The sequence below is a fragment of the Microcoleus sp. PH2017_34_RAT_O_A genome (genome assembly GCF_020737885.1).
In the GTDB taxonomy this organism is placed as follows: Bacteria; Cyanobacteriota; Cyanobacteriia; order Cyanobacteriales; family Microcoleaceae; genus Microcoleus.
On record NZ_JAEQDD010000003.1, the window covers coordinates 89,944 to 110,509 of the forward strand.

General features: G+C 44.3%; 23 protein-coding genes. 14 read left to right on the plus strand and 9 right to left on the minus strand.

All coding sequences use genetic code 11. From position 1 onward, the window contains the following. The first annotated feature begins 185 nt into the window (after positions 1-185). On the plus strand, positions 186-1,040 hold the full coding sequence (purU, locus tag JGK11_RS02630) for a formyltetrahydrofolate deformylase (RefSeq protein WP_293176191.1): 855 nt from the start codon (positions 186-188) through the stop codon (positions 1,038-1,040). A 313-nt stretch (positions 1,041-1,353) separates the two neighbouring features. Here purU and JGK11_RS02635 read toward each other — a convergent pair whose 3' ends face one another. Beyond that, positions 1,354-2,265: a hypothetical protein gene (locus tag JGK11_RS02635; protein ID WP_293176193.1), complete on the minus strand. Its 912-nt coding sequence runs from the start codon at positions 2,263-2,265 to the stop codon at positions 1,354-1,356. A gap of 248 nt (positions 2,266-2,513) precedes the next feature. Between JGK11_RS02635 and JGK11_RS02640 the strand changes: the two genes are divergently transcribed. The 3 genes from JGK11_RS02640 (at position 2,514) to JGK11_RS02650 (ending at position 4,524) form a co-directional block, all read left to right on the plus strand. Further along, positions 2,514-3,449, plus strand: coding sequence for a class I SAM-dependent methyltransferase (locus JGK11_RS02640; protein WP_293210452.1), 936 nt, complete (start codon positions 2,514-2,516; stop codon positions 3,447-3,449). Between the two features lie 197 nt (positions 3,450-3,646). After that, complete coding sequence (locus JGK11_RS02645; RefSeq protein WP_293191144.1) at positions 3,647-3,970, plus strand: hypothetical protein; 324 nt, start codon at positions 3,647-3,649, stop codon at positions 3,968-3,970. Between the two features lie 167 nt (positions 3,971-4,137). After that, a complete protein-coding gene (locus JGK11_RS02650) occupies positions 4,138-4,524 on the plus strand; it encodes a tautomerase family protein (protein ID WP_293210455.1) in 387 nt (128 codons plus the stop codon). A gap of 95 nt (positions 4,525-4,619) precedes the next feature. On the opposite strand, the gene JGK11_RS02655 is transcribed toward JGK11_RS02650, so the two are convergent. The 7 genes from JGK11_RS02655 to JGK11_RS02685 all read right to left on the minus strand — a co-directional run bounded on the left by JGK11_RS02655 (position 4,620) and on the right by JGK11_RS02685 (position 11,345). Further along, positions 4,620-5,126 carry a MogA/MoaB family molybdenum cofactor biosynthesis protein gene (locus tag JGK11_RS02655; protein WP_293149586.1) on the minus strand — a complete coding sequence of 169 codons (507 nt, stop codon included), beginning with the start codon at positions 5,124-5,126 and terminating at the stop codon, positions 4,620-4,622. Positions 5,127-5,209: 83 nt separating this feature from the next. Further along, positions 5,210-5,545: a photosystem II reaction center protein Psb28 gene (gene psb28, locus JGK11_RS02660; protein ID WP_293149588.1), complete on the minus strand. Its 336-nt coding sequence runs from the start codon at positions 5,543-5,545 to the stop codon at positions 5,210-5,212. A 265-nt stretch (positions 5,546-5,810) separates the two neighbouring features. Then, positions 5,811-7,313 carry a DUF1565 domain-containing protein gene (locus JGK11_RS02665; protein ID WP_293210458.1) on the minus strand — a complete coding sequence of 501 codons (1,503 nt, stop codon included), beginning with the start codon at positions 7,311-7,313 and terminating at the stop codon, positions 5,811-5,813. A gap of 216 nt (positions 7,314-7,529) precedes the next feature. Then, positions 7,530-8,126: a Uma2 family endonuclease gene (locus tag JGK11_RS02670; protein ID WP_293176203.1), complete on the minus strand. Its 597-nt coding sequence runs from the start codon at positions 8,124-8,126 to the stop codon at positions 7,530-7,532. Positions 8,127-8,257: 131 nt separating this feature from the next. Continuing rightward, entirely contained in the window at positions 8,258-9,997 is a 1,740-nt protein-coding gene (locus JGK11_RS02675; protein ID WP_293210461.1) for a hypothetical protein, read from the minus strand. A 218-nt stretch (positions 9,998-10,215) separates the two neighbouring features. Next, complete coding sequence (locus JGK11_RS02680) at positions 10,216-10,812, minus strand: Uma2 family endonuclease (RefSeq protein ID WP_293191136.1); 597 nt, start codon at positions 10,810-10,812, stop codon at positions 10,216-10,218. 83 nt (positions 10,813-10,895) lie between these two features. Beyond that, positions 10,896-11,345 (minus strand): hypothetical protein, encoded by a 450-nt coding sequence (locus JGK11_RS02685; RefSeq protein ID WP_293210464.1) that lies wholly within the window; start codon positions 11,343-11,345, stop codon positions 10,896-10,898. A 364-nt stretch (positions 11,346-11,709) separates the two neighbouring features. Between JGK11_RS02685 and JGK11_RS02690 the strand changes: the two genes are divergently transcribed. From JGK11_RS02690 to JGK11_RS02715, 6 genes are all read left to right on the plus strand, one after another. Further along, positions 11,710-12,066 (plus strand): hypothetical protein, encoded by a 357-nt coding sequence (locus JGK11_RS02690; protein WP_293176211.1) that lies wholly within the window; start codon positions 11,710-11,712, stop codon positions 12,064-12,066. 12 nt (positions 12,067-12,078) lie between these two features. After that, on the plus strand, positions 12,079-12,501 hold the full coding sequence (locus JGK11_RS02695; RefSeq protein WP_293191132.1) for a type II toxin-antitoxin system VapC family toxin: 423 nt from the start codon (positions 12,079-12,081) through the stop codon (positions 12,499-12,501). A gap of 221 nt (positions 12,502-12,722) precedes the next feature. Next, the gene (locus JGK11_RS02700; RefSeq protein ID WP_293191190.1) at positions 12,723-12,947 is read left to right on the plus strand and encodes a DUF433 domain-containing protein; all 225 of its coding nucleotides are present in this window, start codon (positions 12,723-12,725) and stop codon (positions 12,945-12,947) included. Next, entirely contained in the window at positions 12,944-13,276 is a 333-nt protein-coding gene (locus JGK11_RS02705; protein ID WP_293191128.1) for a DUF5615 family PIN-like protein, read from the plus strand. Before JGK11_RS02700 ends, JGK11_RS02705 begins: the two co-directional genes overlap by 4 nt. Before the next feature lie 201 nt (positions 13,277-13,477). Then, a complete protein-coding gene (locus JGK11_RS02710) occupies positions 13,478-13,738 on the plus strand; it encodes a hypothetical protein (RefSeq protein ID WP_293176221.1) in 261 nt (86 codons plus the stop codon). Next, on the plus strand, positions 13,731-14,150 hold the full coding sequence (locus JGK11_RS02715) for a hypothetical protein (protein ID WP_293176223.1): 420 nt from the start codon (positions 13,731-13,733) through the stop codon (positions 14,148-14,150). Before JGK11_RS02710 ends, JGK11_RS02715 begins: the two co-directional genes overlap by 8 nt. 365 nt (positions 14,151-14,515) lie before the next feature. On the opposite strand, the gene JGK11_RS02720 is transcribed toward JGK11_RS02715, so the two are convergent. Next, positions 14,516-16,228, minus strand: coding sequence for a zinc metalloprotease HtpX (locus tag JGK11_RS02720; protein WP_293210467.1), 1,713 nt, complete (start codon positions 16,226-16,228; stop codon positions 14,516-14,518). Between the two features lie 545 nt (positions 16,229-16,773). Here JGK11_RS02720 and JGK11_RS02725 point away from each other — a divergent pair. The 4 genes from JGK11_RS02725 to JGK11_RS02740 all read left to right on the plus strand — a co-directional run bounded on the left by JGK11_RS02725 (position 16,774) and on the right by JGK11_RS02740 (position 20,426). Further along, on the plus strand, positions 16,774-18,054 hold the full coding sequence (locus tag JGK11_RS02725; protein WP_366053318.1) for a glutamate-5-semialdehyde dehydrogenase: 1,281 nt from the start codon (positions 16,774-16,776) through the stop codon (positions 18,052-18,054). Between the two features lie 128 nt (positions 18,055-18,182). After that, positions 18,183-18,527 (plus strand): hypothetical protein, encoded by a 345-nt coding sequence (locus JGK11_RS02730; RefSeq protein ID WP_293176231.1) that lies wholly within the window; start codon positions 18,183-18,185, stop codon positions 18,525-18,527. Continuing rightward, on the plus strand, positions 18,524-18,754 hold the full coding sequence (locus JGK11_RS02735; RefSeq protein WP_293176233.1) for a hypothetical protein: 231 nt from the start codon (positions 18,524-18,526) through the stop codon (positions 18,752-18,754). Before JGK11_RS02730 ends, JGK11_RS02735 begins: the two co-directional genes overlap by 4 nt. A gap of 304 nt (positions 18,755-19,058) precedes the next feature. Next, positions 19,059-20,426, plus strand: coding sequence for a serine/threonine-protein kinase (locus JGK11_RS02740; RefSeq protein ID WP_293176235.1), 1,368 nt, complete (start codon positions 19,059-19,061; stop codon positions 20,424-20,426). Positions 20,427-20,566 lie beyond the last annotated feature (140 nt).

A 20,566-nucleotide genomic window follows, 5' to 3' on the forward strand; every position in this document is an offset into this window, starting at 1 on the left:
CTGGAGCTCACTGGCAATTAAATATCAGACATCAAACCGGAAACATCTCATTTTAACAAAAATCATTTTTTACAGTGCAAGCTGTCACCAGCTCGCGACAGCACTACAAAAGTAAAACTGAGATGCTCCATAGGACGACCGACCTGATATAATCAATTAAAAATTAATACCCTTGCCATTAGATCATGACTAGCCCTACTGCAACTCTTTTGATTTCCTGTCCCGATCGCAAAGGGCTTGTCGCCTTACTTGCTAATTTTATCGCTTCCCATAATGGCAATATTATCCACGCGGATCACCATACTGATTTTACCGCAGGATTATTTTTAAGTCGTCTCGAATGGCAATTAGACGGTTTTGACTTAAGCATTGAAGACATGACAGATGCTTTTAGTGAACTTGCCAAGGATTTACAAGCAAATTGGCAATTACATTTCTCTGAGGAAGTTCGACGGATTGCGCTTTGGGTAAGCCGCCAAGATCATTGCTTGTTAGATTTGATTTGGCGAGAACGCTCTAAAGAAATGCCTGGGAAAATCCCCCTGATTATCAGTAACCATGAAAAGTTAAAGCCCATTGCCGAACAATATGGTATCGATTTTGAGTATATTCCCATTAATAAAGAGAACAAGGCTATTCAAGAAGCACAACAGTTAGATACTCTCAAAAAATATAACATTGATTTAGTAGTCTTAGCAAAATATATGCAGATTTTGAGTCAAGATTTTATGAGCAAATTCCCCAATGTGATTAATATTCACCATTCATTTTTACCCGCGTTTGTGGGGGCAAATCCCTACGAAAGGGCTTATGAAAGAGGAGTGAAAATTATTGGTGCCACTGCCCATTATGTGACGCCCGATTTAGATGCTGGCCCGATTATTGAGCAAGATGTTGTGCGGGTGAGTCACCGCGATGAAGTGTCGGACTTGGTTCGGAAAGGTAAAGATTTAGAACGGATTGTTTTGGCAAGGGCGGTTCGATATCATTTACAAAATCGTGTTTTGGTTTATGGCAATCGCACTGTTGTTTTTGCTTGAATTTTTAATTTGATTGGCTAGTGCGTTGCTCTAATTTTGGGGACGGGCAAGATGCCCATCCCACAACAAAAATGTGAGATAGGCATCTTGCCTGTCCAGCTATTTTTATAAGACGGATAATAAGCAATCCTGGAAAGATGCGAGGTGCCTGAAATAGCTCCTCGCATTTGATTAATCTCACGAGATTACCAGAAATAATTGATTGAAAGCGTCTCCGTTTTAGGGAGAAATTAAAATCAGACGATTCATTGCTCCAATCCTCGGACTTCCAGGTAGAGGTTGCTGTCAACTGTCAACTGTCAACTGTCAACTGTCAACTGAATGAAATCCGGGCGGATAATGTTTCGGCGTAAGCGCGATCGATCAATTGGCGAGCAACCGTCTGAATTCCGGTATGCTCGTAATAATTGGTAGTCATGTCCAAAAACGCGGCGACATAATCCAATTTGTCATCGGTAACATCGACGTATTGCTTGAGATTGCCTAAAACTGTGGCGGGAGTTAAGCCGCGAGATACCACTAAATTGTTCATCCAACCTTGGGCTGAGGCGAAGGTTGCTGTCACGAATCCGAATTTTTGGGCATTGTTGGCGCCGGGAATTAGGTTGCTGATGTTTTGAAAGGTTGAGTTTTGCTGCAAGGTTCCAGGATTTAAGCTGCTTAGGGTATTTTGCGCTACTTTGATAAAGTCCGGGCCGAGGGGAATTAAGCCATCAGCGCATACTAATGCAGCCATCCGCATTAGAGATTCGCTTTTGTATTCTGATAAGTAATTGGCAAAGCTTCCCACGTTGTCAAGGGAAATTTTGTTGAGTTTGCAGAAGACGATGAGTTCGATCGCCACTTTGACGCATAAGTCGATCGTTTGAGTGGTGTCAGCCTTGGGAGTCAGGCGGCTCATAAACGACAGAAAGCCGATTTTTTCGCCGATTTTATTCGCCATAGCAGTCGCTCCTAAGGCACTGTCAGCGCTGTCTGCAAGCTGGTAAAGCTTGACTGCGCCTTGATAGGGTTCGTTGGAGTTGGCGTAAAGCTCGATCGCCCGGGCGCGAATTTTTTCCACTAAAGCGCGATCGGTTTCCCCTGTGAGCGATCGAATAGTATTATCAAAACCAGATAAATTATTCCATTCTCCCGGAACCACAAAATCCAGGGATTTGAGCATCATCACAGTAATCCCAGAATCCGGCAAATTATCAACCAATTCCACAATTGACTTGCTCACAACAAACTCCTAAATAACCATATTTGATAGTGTTCTTCCAAATACTCCAACTGCGGCAAATCCGATTCCAGATTTCCCGGTAATATCATGTCCGAAGATTAAGATTGGTTCGTAGTGAGGACTTTAGTCCGCATCCAAGAAAGGACTAAAGTCCTCACTACGAACCTTGTAAAGTTTCATTGTCTAACATCACTAAAAATTACCAAAAGGTGTTATAATGGGTGGCGCAAAACAGAAAAATATAAAATATGACTGTCGCAGTTAACAAAACTCCAGGATTAGCATCGCGCTTAGTAAACGGCGTACTCTCCATCAAACCTTTAGCCGATTTAGCCAAGCATCAAGCGCGGGAAATGATGATAAACAGAGCCGAAAAAATCGGAGTGCATTGGCGAGAAGAAGCGCAAACACTTTTGTCCCGAAATTGGGATGCAGAATTGCTCAGCGTAGAAAATCCCGATTTGGTTTACCCGAAATATTATCTAACTTCATTCCACGCTTACGAAAAAGGTAATATGAGTTGGGAAGCTGCCACAGAAGTTGAAGTTGCAGCCCGTGCAGTTCATGCGGGAATTTGGCCAGAAGCGGGTGCAGAAGGCGATGCTAAACTCCGCGCTAGCTATCACGAAATCGTCAAAGCTCAAATTTCCCAAACACCGCAAGATATTGTCGATTTGGGATGCAGTGTGGGAATGAGTACGTTTGCGCTTGGGGATGTTTACCCGGAAGCAAAGATGACTGGGGTGGATTTGTCGCCTTATTTTTTGTCGGTTGCTCAATACCGTTCACAACAGCGAGAAGCGGAATTTTCTAATCAAAAATCTCCAATTTGGGTGCACGCTGCTGCTGAATCTACTGGTTTACCTGCGGCTTCTTTTGATTTAGTTTCTATTTGTTTAGTTTGTCACGAACTGCCACAAAAAGCAAGTAAGGAAGTATTTCGGGAAGCGAGGCGTTTGCTGCGCTCTGGCGGACATTTGACAATTATGGATATGAATCCTCAGTCGGAAGTTTATGCCAAAATGCCTCCTTATATTTTGACTTTGCTCAAGAGTACGGAGCCTTATTTGGATCAGTATTTTGGGTTGGATATTGAGCAGGCTTTGGTTGATTCGGGTTTTGCGGTGCCGACAATCACTTGCAATACTCTCAGACATCGGACTATTGTTGCTCAAGCAATATAGCGGTTTTTAGTTGACTGTATTTGAGATGCTTGGGTAGGACACGGCAGTGCTGTGTCCCTACTGTATTTTAATGTCAAAAATGTTGGCGGTCAATGAGGCTCTAAAACTGGATGCGATCGCAAATGTGGTAGAATTAATACTTAGACAGCAGTCTTAGTTAGATCGTGTTGAGAGAAACCTAAAAAAAGGATATCATCATGAACCCGACAGCCCCCCCTCAAAAGGTCATTGATTGTTTGCAGGTTATTTTGGATGCCACAGCCTCAAAAAATTACGAGCTGTTTACCACGGTGGGCGATGCAGACTACAAAACGGGAATTGCACAAGAAATGTTCGATAATGTTAGCGATGAACTCGGTTCCCGCCTGCAAAACGGATATTCAATTAGTTATTTTGGTGAGTTGACACAAGATGGTTTTCAGGTTTATTTGTGGAAGCTGAGTTTTGCAGATGGTGGAGATGAATTTGTGGCACGTATGACTATGAATGGAGACAAGGTTGCTGGGATTTTCATAGCATGATGTCAGATCCAGGTTGGTAGTGAGGACTTCAGTCCTCAGAAAACATAAAACTATGAGGACTGAAGTCCTCACTACCAACTTATTGGCACCCTTAAATTTATGTGATCTTGACAAATTCAAGCGCGGCAATTAGGTTTTAATAGAGAGTTGTTGTCATACATAGAATTATGGTACAGGTCAAAATATCCGGCTTGAGAGAGCATCTCCATCCTATTAAGCCCCAACTCTCTGATGTCATTAATTCCTGTGTCGTAGATGCACTCCAATATCCACCGGATAAACGTTCACATCGATTCTTTTTGTTCGACTCGTCTGATTTTTTTTATCCTACAGGGCGCACAGAACGTTACACTCTTATTGAGGTGAGCATGATTGAAGGACGCAGTGTCGAAATGAAAAAGCAGTTGATTCGTTTATTGTTTGAGCGATTACAGCCGTTTGGAATTTCCACACAGGATTTAGAAATCACGATTTTTGAGAATCCGAAACACAATTGGGGTTTTCGAGGCTTACCGGGTGACGAACATCAACTCAATTATAAAATCGAAGTGTAGCCGATCGCTCTTAACTTACAACAAAGCGGTCGATCGACTGTAAAGCTCGATCGACCGCCAATCTCTCCCCTCAGTGAAAAAAGCAACTTCCGCCCTCATCCACCCCTCAACTGCTTGACCAAGTGAACTAACTCTGGTAAAATTAGCTTTTCCACAGCTAGTTTCACGCCATTACTCGATCCAGGAAGAGAAAAGACTAACTTGCCTTGATACACGCCTGCAACAGCGCGAGATGCGATCGCCCTAGAACCAATTTCTTGATAGCTCAAAAACCGAAATATCTCGCCAAATCCAGGTAAAATCCTGTCGAGCAAACTCTCCATCACATCGTAAGTAGTATCTCGTGGAGAAATACCCGTCCCGCCACTCAAAACTATCGCATCCACATCTTCGCGCTGGGCAAGCGCCTGCATTTGCAATACAATTTTTGCAGCATCATCTTTAACAACAGTGTAAGCTACCACAGAGTGACCTGCATCTTTTAGCAATTTTTTCGTTAACAAACCGCTATTGTCTGTGTCAGCAGAGCGCGTATCGCTAACAGTCATGATAGCGCAATTTACGGTTATTTTAGATAAATCGGGGTGAGGAATTTGCGTCATTGTTTCTTGTCGTAAGTAATCGGCAACCAGCAATCGGCTATCGGCCAATTACCAATTACCAACTACCAATTATTAACTATCTATTATGCCTTGCTAAATCCTAAGCCGTTTGCTTCCGAGTAGCGTTCCATGAAACGCATAAAGCGTTCCCAGTCAGCGGCACTTTTCATCAGATAAAGAGCTTCTAAACCCGCAGGTTGACCATTGATGAACTTAGCCTTAACTTCGCGAGTCAGAAGTTCGCCTTCTTCGTCGATCATGTACATTCCAGTAATGTCTTGGGTACTATCGTTGCTGAGAGATTTCGGATTTTCAAAGATAAATGTGGCAGTGCCTTGAGCTCCGCTTTTAGAACGAGTTAGGCGGACTTCGGGTACAGTATCTTCGTCTATACCCCGGGAGAATTGAATTTTAGCCATAATCTGAGAGTGGAACCTTAAAGATTGCTGAATTTCTTAATATTTTTATCATAAAACGATTTGGACGCTCGGAAAGCAAGACTTGCGGAGATTGTCCGATGGGGATCGGAGGAGAGGGGCTATTTTTTAGGTACGTAGTTGCCTGAGCCCTGGCTCTCTCCTTCACTATTCGCTGTTTTGCTATCTTCGTTTTTTCCGATATCCCCAAAGAGCGCTGAAGCGCAACTACGTACCAAAGAGAGCGCCCAAGCGCAACTACGTACCTTTAGACGATGTAGGGAGAGTTAATGGGCTCTGCGCGGTTTGTGGCTACCAGAGTTTGGTAGACGAGGGCGGATATCTCGGCGCGGGTGATGTCGCGGGCGGGGGAAAGCTTGTCGCGGGCGGGATAGTTGACTACGATTTTGCGCTCTGTGGCGGTGGCGATGGAGTCGGTGGAAAAACTGGGAATTAAAGCCCGATCGGCATAAACGCTCAAAGAATTAGGATTGCCGCCCGCCAACTGCAAGCCGTTTACCAATGATACGATCGCCTGAGCTTTAGTCAAATTCTGTTCCGGGCGAAACGTGCTGTCGGGATATCCAACCAAAAACCCGCCTCGATTCGCTTTGACGATCGCACTTTGGGCCCAAAAATCCGCCGCCACATCCTTAAAAACCGTTGCTTCACGGCGCGGCGCCAACTGAAACGCCCTCGCCAACAACGCCGCATACTGAGCCCTAGTTAAACTCTCGTCAGGTTTAAAAGTGCCGTCGGGAAACCCGTTAACAATATTCATCTTAGCGAGGCGATCGATAAAATCCTTAGCCCAGTGCGTGCTGATATCGCTAAACTTTACACCTCCAGGTGTCGGAGTCGGAGTCGGAGTTGGAGTCGGAGTCGGAGTAGGTGTCGGAGTTGGAGTCACATTTCCCAACTCAAATAAACCTTTTACCCGCGAAGGATTGAGCTGATTTCCCAGGGCAAAAATCTTAGTCGCAGTAGCATTTTGCAAATCAAATTCGCCATTGTTGGCAAAAATATTTCCCCCTAAATCTTGAGCCGTACCAAGATCTGGCAGAGATTTTTCCACCGCAGTCAAACCATCTTCGGTATTTTTTTCAATGCGATTCTTCCGCACAACCGGCTTAGAGCTCCCCGTTAAAACGATACCGGAGCGATTGGCGACAATTTGGTTGTCAACAATCAAAGGAGCCGATTGAGCTTGTAGAGAAATGCCGAAACCGGTATTTTGAAAAAGATTGCGCCGCAGCACACCTTTAGCACTTCCAGCCATAATTACCCCAGCCGCTGAGTTTTCCAGAAATATGTTGTCTAGAATCCCAGGATTAGCAGTACCTGTGGCAAAAACACCTTCGCGCTTACAAAGCGTAAAAGTGCAGTTAGCCACAGTAGGAGAAGTTGACTCCATCCAGACTCCGGTACCGCGAATATCTAGATTGGTGACAGTTACTCCCCGCAATTCCGCATCAGTTGCTAGCAGTAGAGTGATATTTTGACTCGCAGCGGTGGGACTGACAAATTTGCCACTTCCTTGAATTAGAGTACCGCTTCCTTTGTTGGATTCATTACCGATAACTTTGACTCCAGAGGGAATGTCTAAGGGAAATTGTTCGCCGCTAGCTGCGCTGTAAGTTCCCGCTGCTAGCTGAATAACTGTTCCCGATGCAGCGCGACTGATTGCGCGGGCGATCGTTTTGAATGGGGCTGATTGGCTGCCGGCTGCGGAATCGCTGCCTGTTTGGGGGTTAACGTAAAGTGTTGCCATGTTTTTGCTGTATGGATAATTTGCGATCGACTTTTAGGCAATTTTCATTCTGTACGAATTTGACTGCGGATATATATTTAGCTTTGATTGGGAAGACAGCCATAGGGGATGACAACCCCTGGGGGATTGCCCCTACAAAATACTTGATTTCTCGTTACCCGAAATAGCAGGTACCCGACTTCTTGAAGAAGTCGAGTACCTGGGTATTAGGCTTTTTCATTCGGATCGAGTCGAGATTCCCTGCCCAAAAACCTTTACCGCTTCAGCCAAATCAGTTTCGCCCATCAAAATGCAGCGTTTTAGCAAATCAATATCCAGGGTTTCCAATCCTGACAATTCACTCTGAATTACTTCTTCATATCCATCTTCGCGGAGGTGATACAACCGCAAAGTACCATCCTCCCAAAACCAGATTTCTGGCACACCCAAAGCCCGATATTTTGGCAACTTGCTCAATCCACCGCTAGTATAAACTACCTCGATCGACAAATCGGGAATCAACTTAGGTTGTCCCAAACAAAAGGATTTGTCGGCTTGGGTTGAAACTTCTCCCGTTTTCTCCTGCGTCATTGAACCAGAAGGGTAAAACCTAAGGCCTTGCGCCAGCAAAAAAGTTGTCACCAAGTAACCAATAATTTCCGAAAAATTTTCGTGTTGGAATCCCGGCATTATAATTTCGATCGCACCTGCAAAAAAAGACAATTTTACCCCAGGGGAATCTTCGGAGCCCTTCTGGATTAACTTGAATTGCTCCCAGGTGCCGTTGAGCACCACTCGCCCATCGAGAATTTCGCGATCGAGAACTTGTGTCATTGAGCTACACCATTATCTCCTATGGGAATTATAACTGATATCATCTCCGTTCTCAAGAACAGGCTTTCCGGCCTGTTCCACAAATAATTAGTTTTCTTGTGGGGTAGGCCCCTGAGCCCGCCCGCTTCAACTCAAGAGGTTAATTTGGCAATGCAAGATGTTTGCAAAACTACTAAAAGTTGATTCTCAAAAACCGCACAACTCGTCATTGTTTGTGCTAAAATAGGAACTTTCCCTTGTTTGAGAGAAAGTATAGCTTCCGGTGTAGAATCAAAGTCTTCGATCCAGCCGTAATCCTCTACATACTTAAGAGTTAAGGCATTGCGATCGAGCATCCAAAAATCAATCCCATACTTGTTAATGAAGCTTAGCAATACGGGTTTATCAGCCGTATATTGAGCGCGAATCAAATCGCTAACTCGCTGTTGAAATCGGCTGTAGTAGCCTTTCTGATACGGCACTGCATATTCCTTTCCCACCAAAACCGAACGCTGGCTAAACGTTGGCAGATTATCGGCTTCTGGGGCGATCGAAGCAATCACAATATCTTGAGGTTGTTGCTGAAAAAATTTGTACAAAGCGGGCATTTTACCTTCTACATACCCGACTGTGGGAAATTTTTCCACTAAGCATGGATAAAGCACAACTGCGATCGCAATTATCACCATTGTAATTAGTGCAACTAGATTTTTTAACTTAAATTTTGTTTCCGTTGTTGATGCCCAGTTGCCGACGCCATCGATAATTAACGTCAGGGCGATCGCACTTATAAACACAACAATAAACCTCAAGCTATACGCAGTATAGCGTCCAGGCTGATAAAGCTTAAAAATGGTAGCGTGAGCCACCAAAAACATCGCAAAGGATGCTAAAAATAGCTGAAGCAACAGCCAAATTTTGCTATTAATCCGACTCGCTAACGGAAAAGCCGATCGCCTCCACAGCAACAGCAGCGGCAAAAACAGCCCCACACAGTGAGTTACAGGCGTAAACAGCGACTTGGGAAACATCCCGCTACCCCTACCAGTCAGCCAATAATCTACCGGATTTGGACGAAAAAAAGCATTTCTGCCGTCGGCTGCAAATACGCCCATTTGCTTTGCTTCTGCTGCGGTATAAGTCGGGCCAAATTCCGATTTATCCAAGGCATAGGGCAGCATTACTAGAAAGATTAGTCCCAAACCGGTACTGCAAAATAGGTAATTTGTGCGATCGCCCGACAAGCGCAAACGGCCGTTTTTCCAGGCTACCAGCCGCAAAACTAACACGCCAGCAGCAACCAAGGCGTAGGGAGGGTAGAATAATCCAATTAGGGCGATCGCCCCCAAACAGGGCAGCAACGAACTCCGCGACAAATAATATAAAAAACCGAGAAATATCGGATAGATAAAAGCTCTGGGCGTTGTGGAAGCCAAATCATCCGTCATCCACATATGCTGATTTAACAGCAAAGATGCGATAAATCCAGTCAGCGGCACTGGCAGCATTTCCAAGCAAAGCCCAAAACAGTAATAGGTGGAGATTAAGCCGAGAAATAGCGGCAATATTTTGTGAAAAAATAGCGGGTGAATGCCGATTGTTGCTGCTAATTTGTAGAGGGCGCTGTATCCTGCGGGGGCGACAGATTGAAAATAGTTAGCAATGAAATCGTTGGGGAACAATTGTCGATCGACAAACCGCATCATCCAGAAAACGTGCTGTCTCGCATCGTCTTGCACCATATACTCGGCGCTGAAAGCTTGAGCAATTCCTAAAACACCATAAACTGCGGCAAATGTCAAGCTCAGCATCAACCAGAATATTGTGCGCGATCGGGATTTTTCATCCACAGTCGCCGTCAGAAACTTGTGTAAGCGGGCAATTAATACCATTTGAGATTTGAGATTGGGAAAGAATGTGAAGGACGCACAACACGAACCAGTTTACCTTGCAAAGATTATGCTACTGTAATCGAAATGTGAATTCGGTTAACGAGTGCTTCCCAATCGCGATCGTTTTTACAGTAGCCACGGTTTCAACCGCCGAGTCTTATGGTGGCATATTGCCTCAGTAATGGTGCCCGTTGCGTAAATCCTATTAATTAACCGAATTACTGCGGCTGAATCCCGTTGAGAAACTCCGTTCTTGCCTCAATTATTGAAGGCATCAAAACGCACCGTACCAGCAATTCTAAATCCAACTCCGGCAAAAACTCACTTCTTAAAACTTGCTCGTAATCATCGTCGCGCAGCCGATAGATAGCCAACTGATTATTTGCCCAAAACCAAACTTCTGGGATGCGAAGTCGCAGATATTTAGTTAGTTTATTTGTGCTACCGCTAGAAATCGTCACTTCCACGGCTAAATCGGGATGCTCTTTCCTTGAACCTATATAATAAGACTCATCAGGTTCAAATGATACATCTTTTGCCTGGTTTCTGCGAGTTGCACTCCCTACAGGAATGAAATTAATCCCTTTCTCAAAAAAGTAAAGTCCTATAAATATAGCCAGAACACTTTTTATCTGTTCGTGGTCTTCGCCTAGCGTCATAAACTGCACACACCCATCTAAATAAGTTATTCGCAAGCCTGGGGCATCTTCTATTAAGGTTTGTAGCGCCTCAAATTGCTCCCAAGTATAATAACCTGGCAAGGTAAAGCGTTCTTCTTTAACAATTGTTATTAGTTCTGAAACTTGTACGACCATGGGCGCAATGCTCCGAATAAAAATCAGTAGCCCTGCCTTAGTATAACCTAAATAGGGACTATTCATCAAAGTTAATTTGACGGTTAAATATTACTGCGATGATTCTGGGCGATCGCATATTGCCTCAGTACAGGTGAAATTGTGTAAAAATTTGCTTGTTGTTCAATCAAACAACGCCGGGATAAAGATTGCAGCGCATTTACCAAATCTGATGGGGGAATTCGGCTATTTTCTAGCAATTGGGTGAGGTTTATTGTATCGCTTGCTTTCGCCAACCAGGAGAGGACTTGTTTTTCTAGTTCGGATAGGCGATCGCACTGCTGCTGTAAAACATCTTTCAAATCTTCGGGCAACAATATGGTATCATCTGGTAATAACTCTGTGACGCATCCGCCCAACTCTTGAATCAGAGTCGCGACGCTTTTTAACCAGAGGAGATTGCCTTGGTAGCGCTGAATCAATGCTGAGTAGTTGTCGATGTCTGCTAATCCATAATCTCTGAGGATTTCCCGTGCGGCGTAGAGGTAAGACAATTGAGCTGGGAGGCATTGTTGATATGGGAAAAATTGAAGTAGGAAAGTGTAAAATATATGATGATGGTAATTTCAGATAGCCTGATTGTTGTTGTGCGCTGGGGCTGCGAGCCAGCGCCCTTCTTATTTTTTCAAACCAGAGCGATCGCCCTTTCCGACATATTCCCTTAACCCTCGCGTCACCCCAACCTCTTTTTCCACCGACAATCCGACGATCGATTTCCACCATCTCAAAGGGCACTGATTGCAGACTCTTAGCGTGAAGCGTAGCTATCCCGTAGGGATCTCGCCACAGCGAAAAAGGGATCTCGCCCTATGCGCTACAATAAACGTAAAGCTCATGATTAGTCTTTCAAAAATTAACATGATAAACATAGACTTACCGCCATCTGATCCATTCACAAACCTCAAAGTGACGCTCCTGCTAGAAGCACTGACATCCGGGCAAGTTGTGGCATCTGTCAGAGAGTTTCCAGACTGTCGAGTGAAAGCAGAAACACGAGAAATGGCGATCGCCCAAATTCAAGCTACCTTTTTAGAACGGCTCAAAAATATAGAAGCGATTTCCTGGAACGTGCCAATTCAGGGTTCAGAACCAACCTGGATGAAGTTTGCAGGTGTCTTTAAAGACGATTCCGATTTTGCGGCAATTATGGAATCAATTCGCGCCGAACGAACCTCAGATGATGACTCGGAAGTCGATCCTTCCTATTACTTGTAGAGGCGGCTTAAAGTGTGTCGATATATTCTGGATACCGATTGCGTTTCGCTGATTCTTTACAATCATCCCCAAGTCACCGCTAACGTCGCAAAGCATCAAGTTTCTGTCACGATTGTCACGGTTCAAGAACTCTTTAATGGCTGGATTGGCAGGATTAACGATCCGTCGATGCTGCATAACCTACCTGCACTCTATTCAAAACTTTGGACAACTGTAAAATATCTCCAAACTATTGAGGTACTGGATTTTACAGCAGAAGCTGATAGTTGTCTCAAGAAACTGTTAAAAGATCATCCGCCTCTGCGGAAAAATCGCCTGCAAAAAGATATGCGGATTGCAGCTATTGCCTTGTCCGTTGGTGCTACCGTTGTCACCCGCAACCAACGAGACTTTGCTCAAGTTCCCGGATTGTCAATCGAAGATTGGACGCTTTAGTGCGTAGGCGATCGCCCTTTCCGACATATTCGCTTAACCCTCGCGTCACCCCAACCTCTTTTTCCACCGACAATCCGATCGATTTCCACCATTTCAAAGGGCGCTGATTCGAGATCCCTTTTTTATTGCTCGATCGCCCTATAAAAAGATATTGACGATGATAGTGGAGATTGGGAAAAATACGATCTATGATAGATTTAAGCAATTATTCTCAAAAACCTATGGAATACAATCAAATTATCACGATTGAACCTGGAAAACGCAGCGGCAAGCCGTGTATTCGGGGAATGCGAATTACTGTGTACGATATCCTAGAGTATCTAGCTGGTGGTATGACAGAGGCAGAAGTTCTAGAAGATTTTTCGGAACTCACTTCCCAAGATATCAAAGCTTGCCTTGCCTTTGCTGCTGACCGTGAGAGAAAATTATTTTTGGCATCGATTTGAAACTACTACTGGACGAAAACTTATCAGACGGAATTATTCACAGGATTATCGATCTGTATCCCGATTCCGCTCATGTCAAAACCTTGGCACTTACCAATACTGATGATTCAATTATTTGGGAATATGCTCGTGCGAATAATTTCGTAATTGTTTCCAAGGATTCTGATTTTCATCAACGGAGTTTGCTGTACGGTCATCCACCAAAATTTATCTACCTTCGGATTGGTAACAGTCCAACCTCCAAGATTGTTCAAATATTAAGAGATAATTTTGACATTATAATTCAATTTTGGAATAGCGAAGTAGAAAGCATCTTAGTATTGGCTTAATGCGTTGGCGTTGCCCGCAGAAAGCATCGCCCTTTCCGACATATTCGCTTAACCCTCGCGTCACCCCAACCTCTTTTTCCACCGACAATCCGATCGATTTCCACCATTTCAAAGGGCGCTGATTCAGCAAAAAAAGGGCGATTATTCTGAGAACGCGAGTTTAGAGGCTAAACTAGATGTATATAATCTTAAATAAACGATATGCCTCTCAGCGAACTTTTACCTACCGTCAACCAACTATCCCATCAAGATAAACTTCGACTTATTCACTTTCTCCTGCTTGCAGTTGCCAAGGAAGAAGGATGCAGCTTAGAACCTAATGAAGATAGTAATTCAAAAAATGTACTCCTGAATCAACTAGCATCAACCAGCGCAGTTGTATGGTCTCCACAGGCAGATAGTGCAGGAGTTAAAGCATTATCAGAACTTCTAGTTGCCACCCAGGAATCAGCCAATGCTTAATCGTCAAAGATTTGCATTTACAGAACGAATTGATAGCCTTGGCCGTTCGAGCATTCTGCCATATTTGCCCATCACACTCTCCAATGGCAGCAACTCTGTAGAAGTGATGGCATTATTGGATACGGGTGCGAGTGTCAACGTCTTGCCCTATGAGATTGGTCTACAACTAGGGGCAATATGGGAACAGCAAACCGTTCCTATTCAGTTGAGCGGGAATTTGGCTAGCAGCGAGGCCAGGGGATTGGTTCTTTCGGGTACAGTTGCTCAATTTTCGCCGATCTTACTTGCATTTGCCTGGAGTCGATCGACAGATGCGCCGGTAATCCTTGGACACCTCAACTTTTTTGCGGAGTTTAATGTCTGCTTTTTTCGTCATGAGTTAGCTTTTGAGGTTTACCCAATACAGAAATGAAGAGAGGCTGCACAGTCATTGCAATGCGATTTTATGCTTGTGCAAACTGGGATGAGGTAAATTAGTGCGTTGGCGAAGCCGACCTTTGGCATCGCCCTTTCCTACATATTCGCTTAACGCTCGTGTCACCCCAACCTCTTTTTCCACCGACAATCCGATCGATTTCCACCATCTCAAAGGGCACTGATTGCAGACTCTTAGCGTGAAGCGTAGCTATCCCGTAGGGATCTCGCCCTTTCTGACATATATTGCTTAATTTGACACTAATGCTCTAGTCCTTAACCCTGACTTAAGAGGACTGAAGTCCTCACTACGAACCAGGTTTGTAGTAAGGACTTCAGTCCTTTCAAATGTTAAGCTGGAAATTACAGAAATAGAACTGCAATACCGATCGCGATCGCACCAATCCCCATCACAAAAGACCAGAAACGGTGATAGCTGCTAACCGTCGTACCGCTATCGCTTTCAAGCTGAATCAAATCCATCCAAGGCGCCACACCCCGGCGGAACCAACCCAAAGCACTAACATCCATACCAATCAAACTTTTAACCCGTTTCATCCCAAACAGAAAATTACCAATCGGCCCAAAACGAGAAGCATAATGTAGATACATCATTCCCGTTCTGTCTTGCAATTTCAAATCAGAACCAAACGCATAACCCGCATCACCGCGACCAATTAATTCGCCTTGTAGTTTCGCAGGTTGACCGCGTAAAGGACTAGCATAAGGGTCAGACATTAAAGTTAAAACATCCAACTCTTCTGCTTGTGCGTAATTCGGGAACATCACCAAAGCTTTGATTAAAATTCCCACGCCCAAACCGATTAAAGCACAAGCAACCATCATCATCGGATTCGCAGCCGAGAGGGAAATGCCGATCGCAAAACCCACCGCCAAACCCAGAGTTTCCGCACTGTACAGCAGCAAATCAAAAAAGAAATTTCCGTACAATTTCCGCTTGCTCAAATGGTGACCCTCGCCCACAATCCGACCCATGTCAAACTCAATATCCAAGCCTAATTGTTCCGCATAGGTGCTCAACGCGCGAACTCGCTTACCAGTCAGCGGGTGAGTCGAATTCAACTCCATCCACCAACCCCACGGATTGAACATATCCCACAGAAAAACTCGTCCAATTTTTTCCGGTTTCGACGAAATCCGGTAAGCAGTACCGCTAGATACCGCAGCTTTTGCATCGTAAATGCCTAAAGCGCGAGTTCCTTCTAACAAGCGGCTGGGTTCCGTTGCTCTTTCTCCTTCTTCCAAAATACCGTAAGCAATTTTTACCAAAGCGCGCGATAAAGCGTTGGGGTTTCCGGTAGTTTCGGCGGCAAAATGGTCTGCAAAATATTCTCGTGTCCGCGACAGATACAGCAGCAAATAAGTGCCGGCGATGTAAAAAAAATAAGCCACAGCAGCGACGCTACCTGCCGCACTTCTAGCTTTATCGCCAGCGCTTCGACCGAGGCTTTGAGCTGTAGTGTAAATTAAATAAGTAATCTGCACTAAAGTTGAAGCTAAAGTCATTACTGCAAAGTCCCAATGGACGATGTGACCGAGTTCGTGGGCGTAAACAGTGGCAATTTCATCGTCGTCTAAATAGGTGAAAAGACCTTGACTGACGACTAAGCGAGCGCTGTTAGGAAAGGAACCGTAGGTAAAAGCAGTAGGGTTTTGGTCGTCGATAATTCCTAAACGCGGCTGTTTGAGGTTTTTCTGTTTGCAAACCTTCTGAATAACTTTCGCCGTTTCTGGACTCAGGCTGTCAATTTCTGCTAGGGAAACCCAGCGAGTATTGTAGAGCCAATTTTGAGTTAAGTCCATCAAGTAAGGCGATAGGAAAAAAGCCGCAATGTTAAAAATCAGAGTTATGGGAAGTGCGATCGCCAATCCGGTAACTGGATCGGGGCCGTTGAGAATGAAAACTGAGGCTAAGGATAACACGAACACCATACCAAATAGCATGATGATAGTGGCGCCGGAAGCTAAAACGAGGTTTCCGCCAGTTTTCTGGATCAGTTTAATCCCGGCTTTGGGCGATCGCCCTGCCTTGCGTAAAGGAGCTTGAGATGACATAATATTCTCCTAAGGTTATTGACAAAAGGTAATTACCGTGGGAATTTATCTATACTTCACTGTTTTAACCTGTCACTACGGAGCGCGCTAAGGAGTCTCAACAAAAATATATAATTTCCTGTAAATTGTTAAGATGGAAAACCGCCCGCCCAATTTATTTCCAAAAATCCAATTCCCATTTCAAAACTCAACAATCAAAACTATTTATAGCGGTCATCAGAAAGATGAGGTACGTTGTTGGGCTTGGGCCCTTCTTGGTTTAATTGGTTATATAAGCTGTCAGTTATCCCTCATCTTTTTGAGAAAGGCTATATTTCAAAGTTACAAAAAAGAATTGGTTTCAAGCCGGAACCCTTGTATGGAGAAATTAAAATCAGACAATTCGAGGTCGCCCTCAAGCTGTCAACTGTCAACTGTCAACTGTCAACTGTCAACTGTCAACTGTCAACTGTCAACTGTCAACTGTCAACTGTCAACTGTCAACTGTCAACTGTCAACTGTCAACTGTCAACTGTCAACTGTCAACTGTCAACTGAATGAACGCCATGTCGATTATTGAAATTGCCCAAAAAACGCGCCAAGCTGCTAGGAAATTGGCAGTTTTGTCCGCTGATGCCAAAAATCAAGCGATTGAAGCTATTGCTAAAGCTTTAGAAGCTGCTGCGCCGGATGTTTTGGCGGCGAATGCTGCTGATTGCAAGGCTGCTGAGGCGGATGGCATTGCCAAACCGCTGTACGATCGCCTGAAGTTAGACGAAAGCAAGTTGCAAAGTGCGATCGCGGGTGTGCGCGACGTTGCCAAGCTCCCAGAGGCGATCGGTGTCGTCCAAATTCACCGCGAATTAGACACAGGATTAATTCTGAAGCGTATCACCTGTCCTTTAGGGGTTTTAGGGATTATTTTTGAAGCGCGCCCAGAAGCCTTAATTCAGATAGTATCCTTGGCAATCAAATCCGGCAACGGCGTAATTCTCAAAGGCGGCAGAGAGGCAGTCCGTTCCTGCGAAATCTTGACAAAAGTCATTCGCCAAGCATTAGCAGAAACCGCAGTCAATCCCGAAGTAGTCCAGTTATTAACCACGCGGGAAGAAACAATCGAACTGCTAAAAATGGATGAATATATAGATTTAATTATTCCCAGAGGTTCCAACTCTTTTGTCCAGTTTGTGCAGGACAATACCCGAATTCCTGTGTTGGGACACGCCGACGGAATTTGTCATTTGTATGCAGACAAAGCTGCGGATATCAACAAAGCAGTAGAGATTGCCGTCGATGCCAAAACTCAATATCCCGCCGCGTGTAATGCCATTGAAACTATGTTAGTTCACAGTGCGATCGCGCCCAAATTCCTGCCCATAGTTGCCGAAGCATTGCAGCAAAAAAAAGTCGAACTGCGGGGAGACGAACCAACTCGCGCCATCTTGGATATTGCCGCAGCTACAGAAACAGATTGGTCAACAGAATACAGCGATTTGATTTTGTCAATCAAAATCGTAGATTCTGTGGAAGAGGCAATTAATCACATCAACACTTACGGTTCGAGACACACAGATGTGATTGTCACCGAAGATAGCGAAGCCGCCGAAACATTTTTAAATGGAGTAGATGCGGCCGGAGTTTATCATAATTGTTCGACTCGATTTGCCGATGGTTTCCGCTACGGTTTCGGTGCAGAAGTGGGGATTAGTACGCAGCAAATGCCACCTCGCGGGCCTGTTGGTTTAGAAGGGTTGGTGACGTATAAGTATCGAGTGGTTGGAGATGGTCATATTGCGGCTAGTTATGTGGGGAATGAGGCTAAGGAATTCACTCATCGGGATTTGTAAAAAGTCAATAATCGCGCAGAGTTATCATTAAGAACAGCACAGGATGTGAGAGGGAATTTAGAGTTTGAAATCGCGGCTATATGGTAAAATCACCTGTGCTGTGCTAGGAGTGAAAGTCTAATTGCATTATGGCGAATTTACCAGATGAAACCTTAACCACAATTTCTAACTTGTTGCCTCGCTTGTTTCAAGTGATTAACCTAGCGACGGAAACGGAGTCTAGCTTGTTTGAGCAATATGGCGAGACAGATGAGACGATTGATGAGCTAGAGCAAGTCAGAAATGCAGAGGAAAGGTTAAGAACTTTGTACAATCGCATTTATGGGTTAGTGTTGCAGATAGCTGAGTCTCAACCAGCAGCTAATTCTGCTACACTAAATTTACTGTATCAGTCAATCGAACAGGCAGTCGCTACAGCCTATGCTGTAGAGGCAACAGCTCAAGAAACAAAAAGAAATTGGAACTTATTATGAATAATGAAAAAAAAATTCCTGATGCGGAGACTAGAGCAAAATCAATAGCTCGCTGGCGCGAAGTGAATTTAATGTTGGAAGATTTGAATATGAAGTTGGCGCAGGCTCAGGCTCTAGCAGAAGTCGATTTACAAAATAGCCCGCTTTACGTGCGTCGCCGGGAAAGAGTCAGAAAGCAGTTAGAAGCTTTGAAAGAGCATAAGTTAGCAGAAAAAGCAGGTGAATAAGCGCGATCGCAGTTGGGATGATTTTAAGAGTAGGCTGTTAGACACCCGACTTTAAAAAAAGTCGGGTATCTAGTATTTTTGTGAAGCCGTTTCTTACTTCTTAGTTATACTTTAAGTCAAACTTCTCTGATCGTCTATTCCTATGACTCTCATAGAAGATATAGATGATTTAATTAATTGATTTAATCAAATCACAAACCTCTACACCATCAAAGTGCGATCGCCCTCACAGCCAACCAAACTTAGCTACAATAAGCTATACCGTCCCCCGCGACTCCCCAAATCGAACAATCCGCCCTGGTTTATGTCCAACCCTTCCCCCCTAGCCCCAGGTTCCACCCTCGAAAAACGCTACCGCATCATCCGCGAATTAGGCCGCGGCGGCTTCGGGCGGACTTACCTCGCAGAAGATATCAATCGTTACAACGAACATTGCGTGCTCAAAGAGTTTTCCCCGGTGGTTCAAAGCCCCAAAGCCGCCGAATTGTTCGATCGCGAATCGAGTATGCTTTACAGCCTTCAACACCCGCAAATCCCCCGCTTTCGGGAACTTCTGCGAACCGATATCGGCGGTAGTCAAGCTTTGTTTTTAGTGCAAGATTATATCCCTGGTCAAACCTACGAAGAAATACTGATATCGCGCCAGCAACAAGGTAAAAATTTTAGCGAAGCCGAAGTTACTCAAATACTATTTCAGCTTTTACCAGTTTTAGAATACATCCACTCGAAAAATTTAATTCACCGCGATATCTCGCCGGACAATATTATTCAGCATGATGCTGACAAACTACCGTTTTTAATTGATTTTGGTTCTGTCAAACAAATCGCAGCGAGTGCTCTATTTCAGTCTAAGGGACAATCGGATACGGCGATCGGCAAACAGGGATATTCGCCGATCGAACAAATGCGACAGGGTAAAGTGTCTCCGGCTAGCGATTTGTATGCTTTGGCTGTCACCGCTTTAGTCTTGCTGACAGGGAAAAAGCCTCAGAAATTGTACGATGTTAATCAAAAAACCTGGGATTGGCGGGATCGCGTCAGTGTCAGTCAAAACTTAGGGATGGTATTGGATCGGATGTTAGCAGATCGATCAGGCGATCGCTACCAATCTGCAAAAGAAGTCCGTGAAGCACTCAAAGACCCAAAATTATCCCAAATTGGCAGTATAATCTCCCAAATGGTCACAATGAATTTTGTCGGCCGCCCCTTCAAAAACGCCACTCAAACTCCTACCAGCAATCATACTCCTGTCAACCAAAACCCTCAAATTGTTAAAAACACCAATATTTTAAAATTAATTCCTTGGAAAACTGTCGCTAGTTTAAGCGTGGTTTTATTGCCGGGAGTGTTAGCTTTTGGTGCCGTCAAATCTGGTTTTACCCTACCCAAACTGCCTGAATTACCCAAGTTTCCGGAACTTCCACAATTTCCCACAAATACGTCTTTAGATGCAGAAATAGCTAGGCAAGAAAAAATTGGAAAGCGTCGCAAAAATCTCAACATTGACCCAGATATATTCTATCAAAAAGTAGATGAATTATTTTACAATAAATATCCCGAATTACAAGGTCGTACATTGACAGACAAGCCCGAAGATGCAGAAATTAGGCAGAAATGGTGTGAAGTTGCTGAGGATTTTCTGGATAATTTGGAGAAGGGAGGGCAGTTGTAAAATTTAAGATAGAATAAGAGTTATTTAACCACAGAGGGCGCAGAGGGCGCAGAGGGGAGAAAGAAAGAGATACAAGAGAAGGAGAACGGGTGCATCTCATTTTTGCAAATATCTTCGCCCTTTCCAAATTGAAATGCACC

Bases quoted from the DNA above. Each gene is read 5' to 3' on its own strand.
- purU (WP_293176191.1), top strand. From the start codon at position 186: ATGACTAGCCCTACTGCAACTCTTTTGATTTCCTGTCCCGATCGCAAA.
- JGK11_RS02640 (WP_293210452.1), top strand. From the start codon at position 2,514: ATGACTGTCGCAGTTAACAAAACTCCAGGATTAGCATCGCGCTTAGTA.
- JGK11_RS02645 (WP_293191144.1), top strand. From the start codon at position 3,647: ATGAACCCGACAGCCCCCCCTCAAAAGGTCATTGATTGTTTGCAGGTT.
- JGK11_RS02650 (WP_293210455.1), top strand. From the start codon at position 4,138: ATGGTACAGGTCAAAATATCCGGCTTGAGAGAGCATCTCCATCCTATT.
- JGK11_RS02655 (WP_293149586.1), bottom strand. From the start codon at position 5,126: ATGACGCAAATTCCTCACCCCGATTTATCTAAAATAACCGTAAATTGC.
- psb28 (WP_293149588.1), bottom strand. From the start codon at position 5,545: ATGGCTAAAATTCAATTCTCCCGGGGTATAGACGAAGATACTGTACCC.
- JGK11_RS02665 (WP_293210458.1), bottom strand. From the start codon at position 7,313: ATGGCAACACTTTACGTTAACCCCCAAACAGGCAGCGATTCCGCAGCC.
- JGK11_RS02670 (WP_293176203.1), bottom strand. From the start codon at position 8,126: ATGACACAAGTTCTCGATCGCGAAATTCTCGATGGGCGAGTGGTGCTC.
- JGK11_RS02675 (WP_293210461.1), bottom strand. From the start codon at position 9,997: ATGGTATTAATTGCCCGCTTACACAAGTTTCTGACGGCGACTGTGGAT.
- JGK11_RS02680 (WP_293191136.1), bottom strand. From the start codon at position 10,812: ATGGTCGTACAAGTTTCAGAACTAATAACAATTGTTAAAGAAGAACGC.
- JGK11_RS02690 (WP_293176211.1), top strand. From the start codon at position 11,710: ATGATAAACATAGACTTACCGCCATCTGATCCATTCACAAACCTCAAA.
- JGK11_RS02700 (WP_293191190.1), top strand. From the start codon at position 12,723: ATGGAATACAATCAAATTATCACGATTGAACCTGGAAAACGCAGCGGC.
- JGK11_RS02710 (WP_293176221.1), top strand. From the start codon at position 13,478: ATGCCTCTCAGCGAACTTTTACCTACCGTCAACCAACTATCCCATCAA.
- JGK11_RS02715 (WP_293176223.1), top strand. From the start codon at position 13,731: ATGCTTAATCGTCAAAGATTTGCATTTACAGAACGAATTGATAGCCTT.
- JGK11_RS02720 (WP_293210467.1), bottom strand. From the start codon at position 16,228: ATGTCATCTCAAGCTCCTTTACGCAAGGCAGGGCGATCGCCCAAAGCC.
- JGK11_RS02725 (WP_366053318.1), top strand. From the start codon at position 16,774: ATGTCGATTATTGAAATTGCCCAAAAAACGCGCCAAGCTGCTAGGAAA.
- JGK11_RS02730 (WP_293176231.1), top strand. From the start codon at position 18,183: ATGGCGAATTTACCAGATGAAACCTTAACCACAATTTCTAACTTGTTG.
- JGK11_RS02735 (WP_293176233.1), top strand. From the start codon at position 18,524: ATGAATAATGAAAAAAAAATTCCTGATGCGGAGACTAGAGCAAAATCA.
- JGK11_RS02740 (WP_293176235.1), top strand. From the start codon at position 19,059: ATGTCCAACCCTTCCCCCCTAGCCCCAGGTTCCACCCTCGAAAAACGC.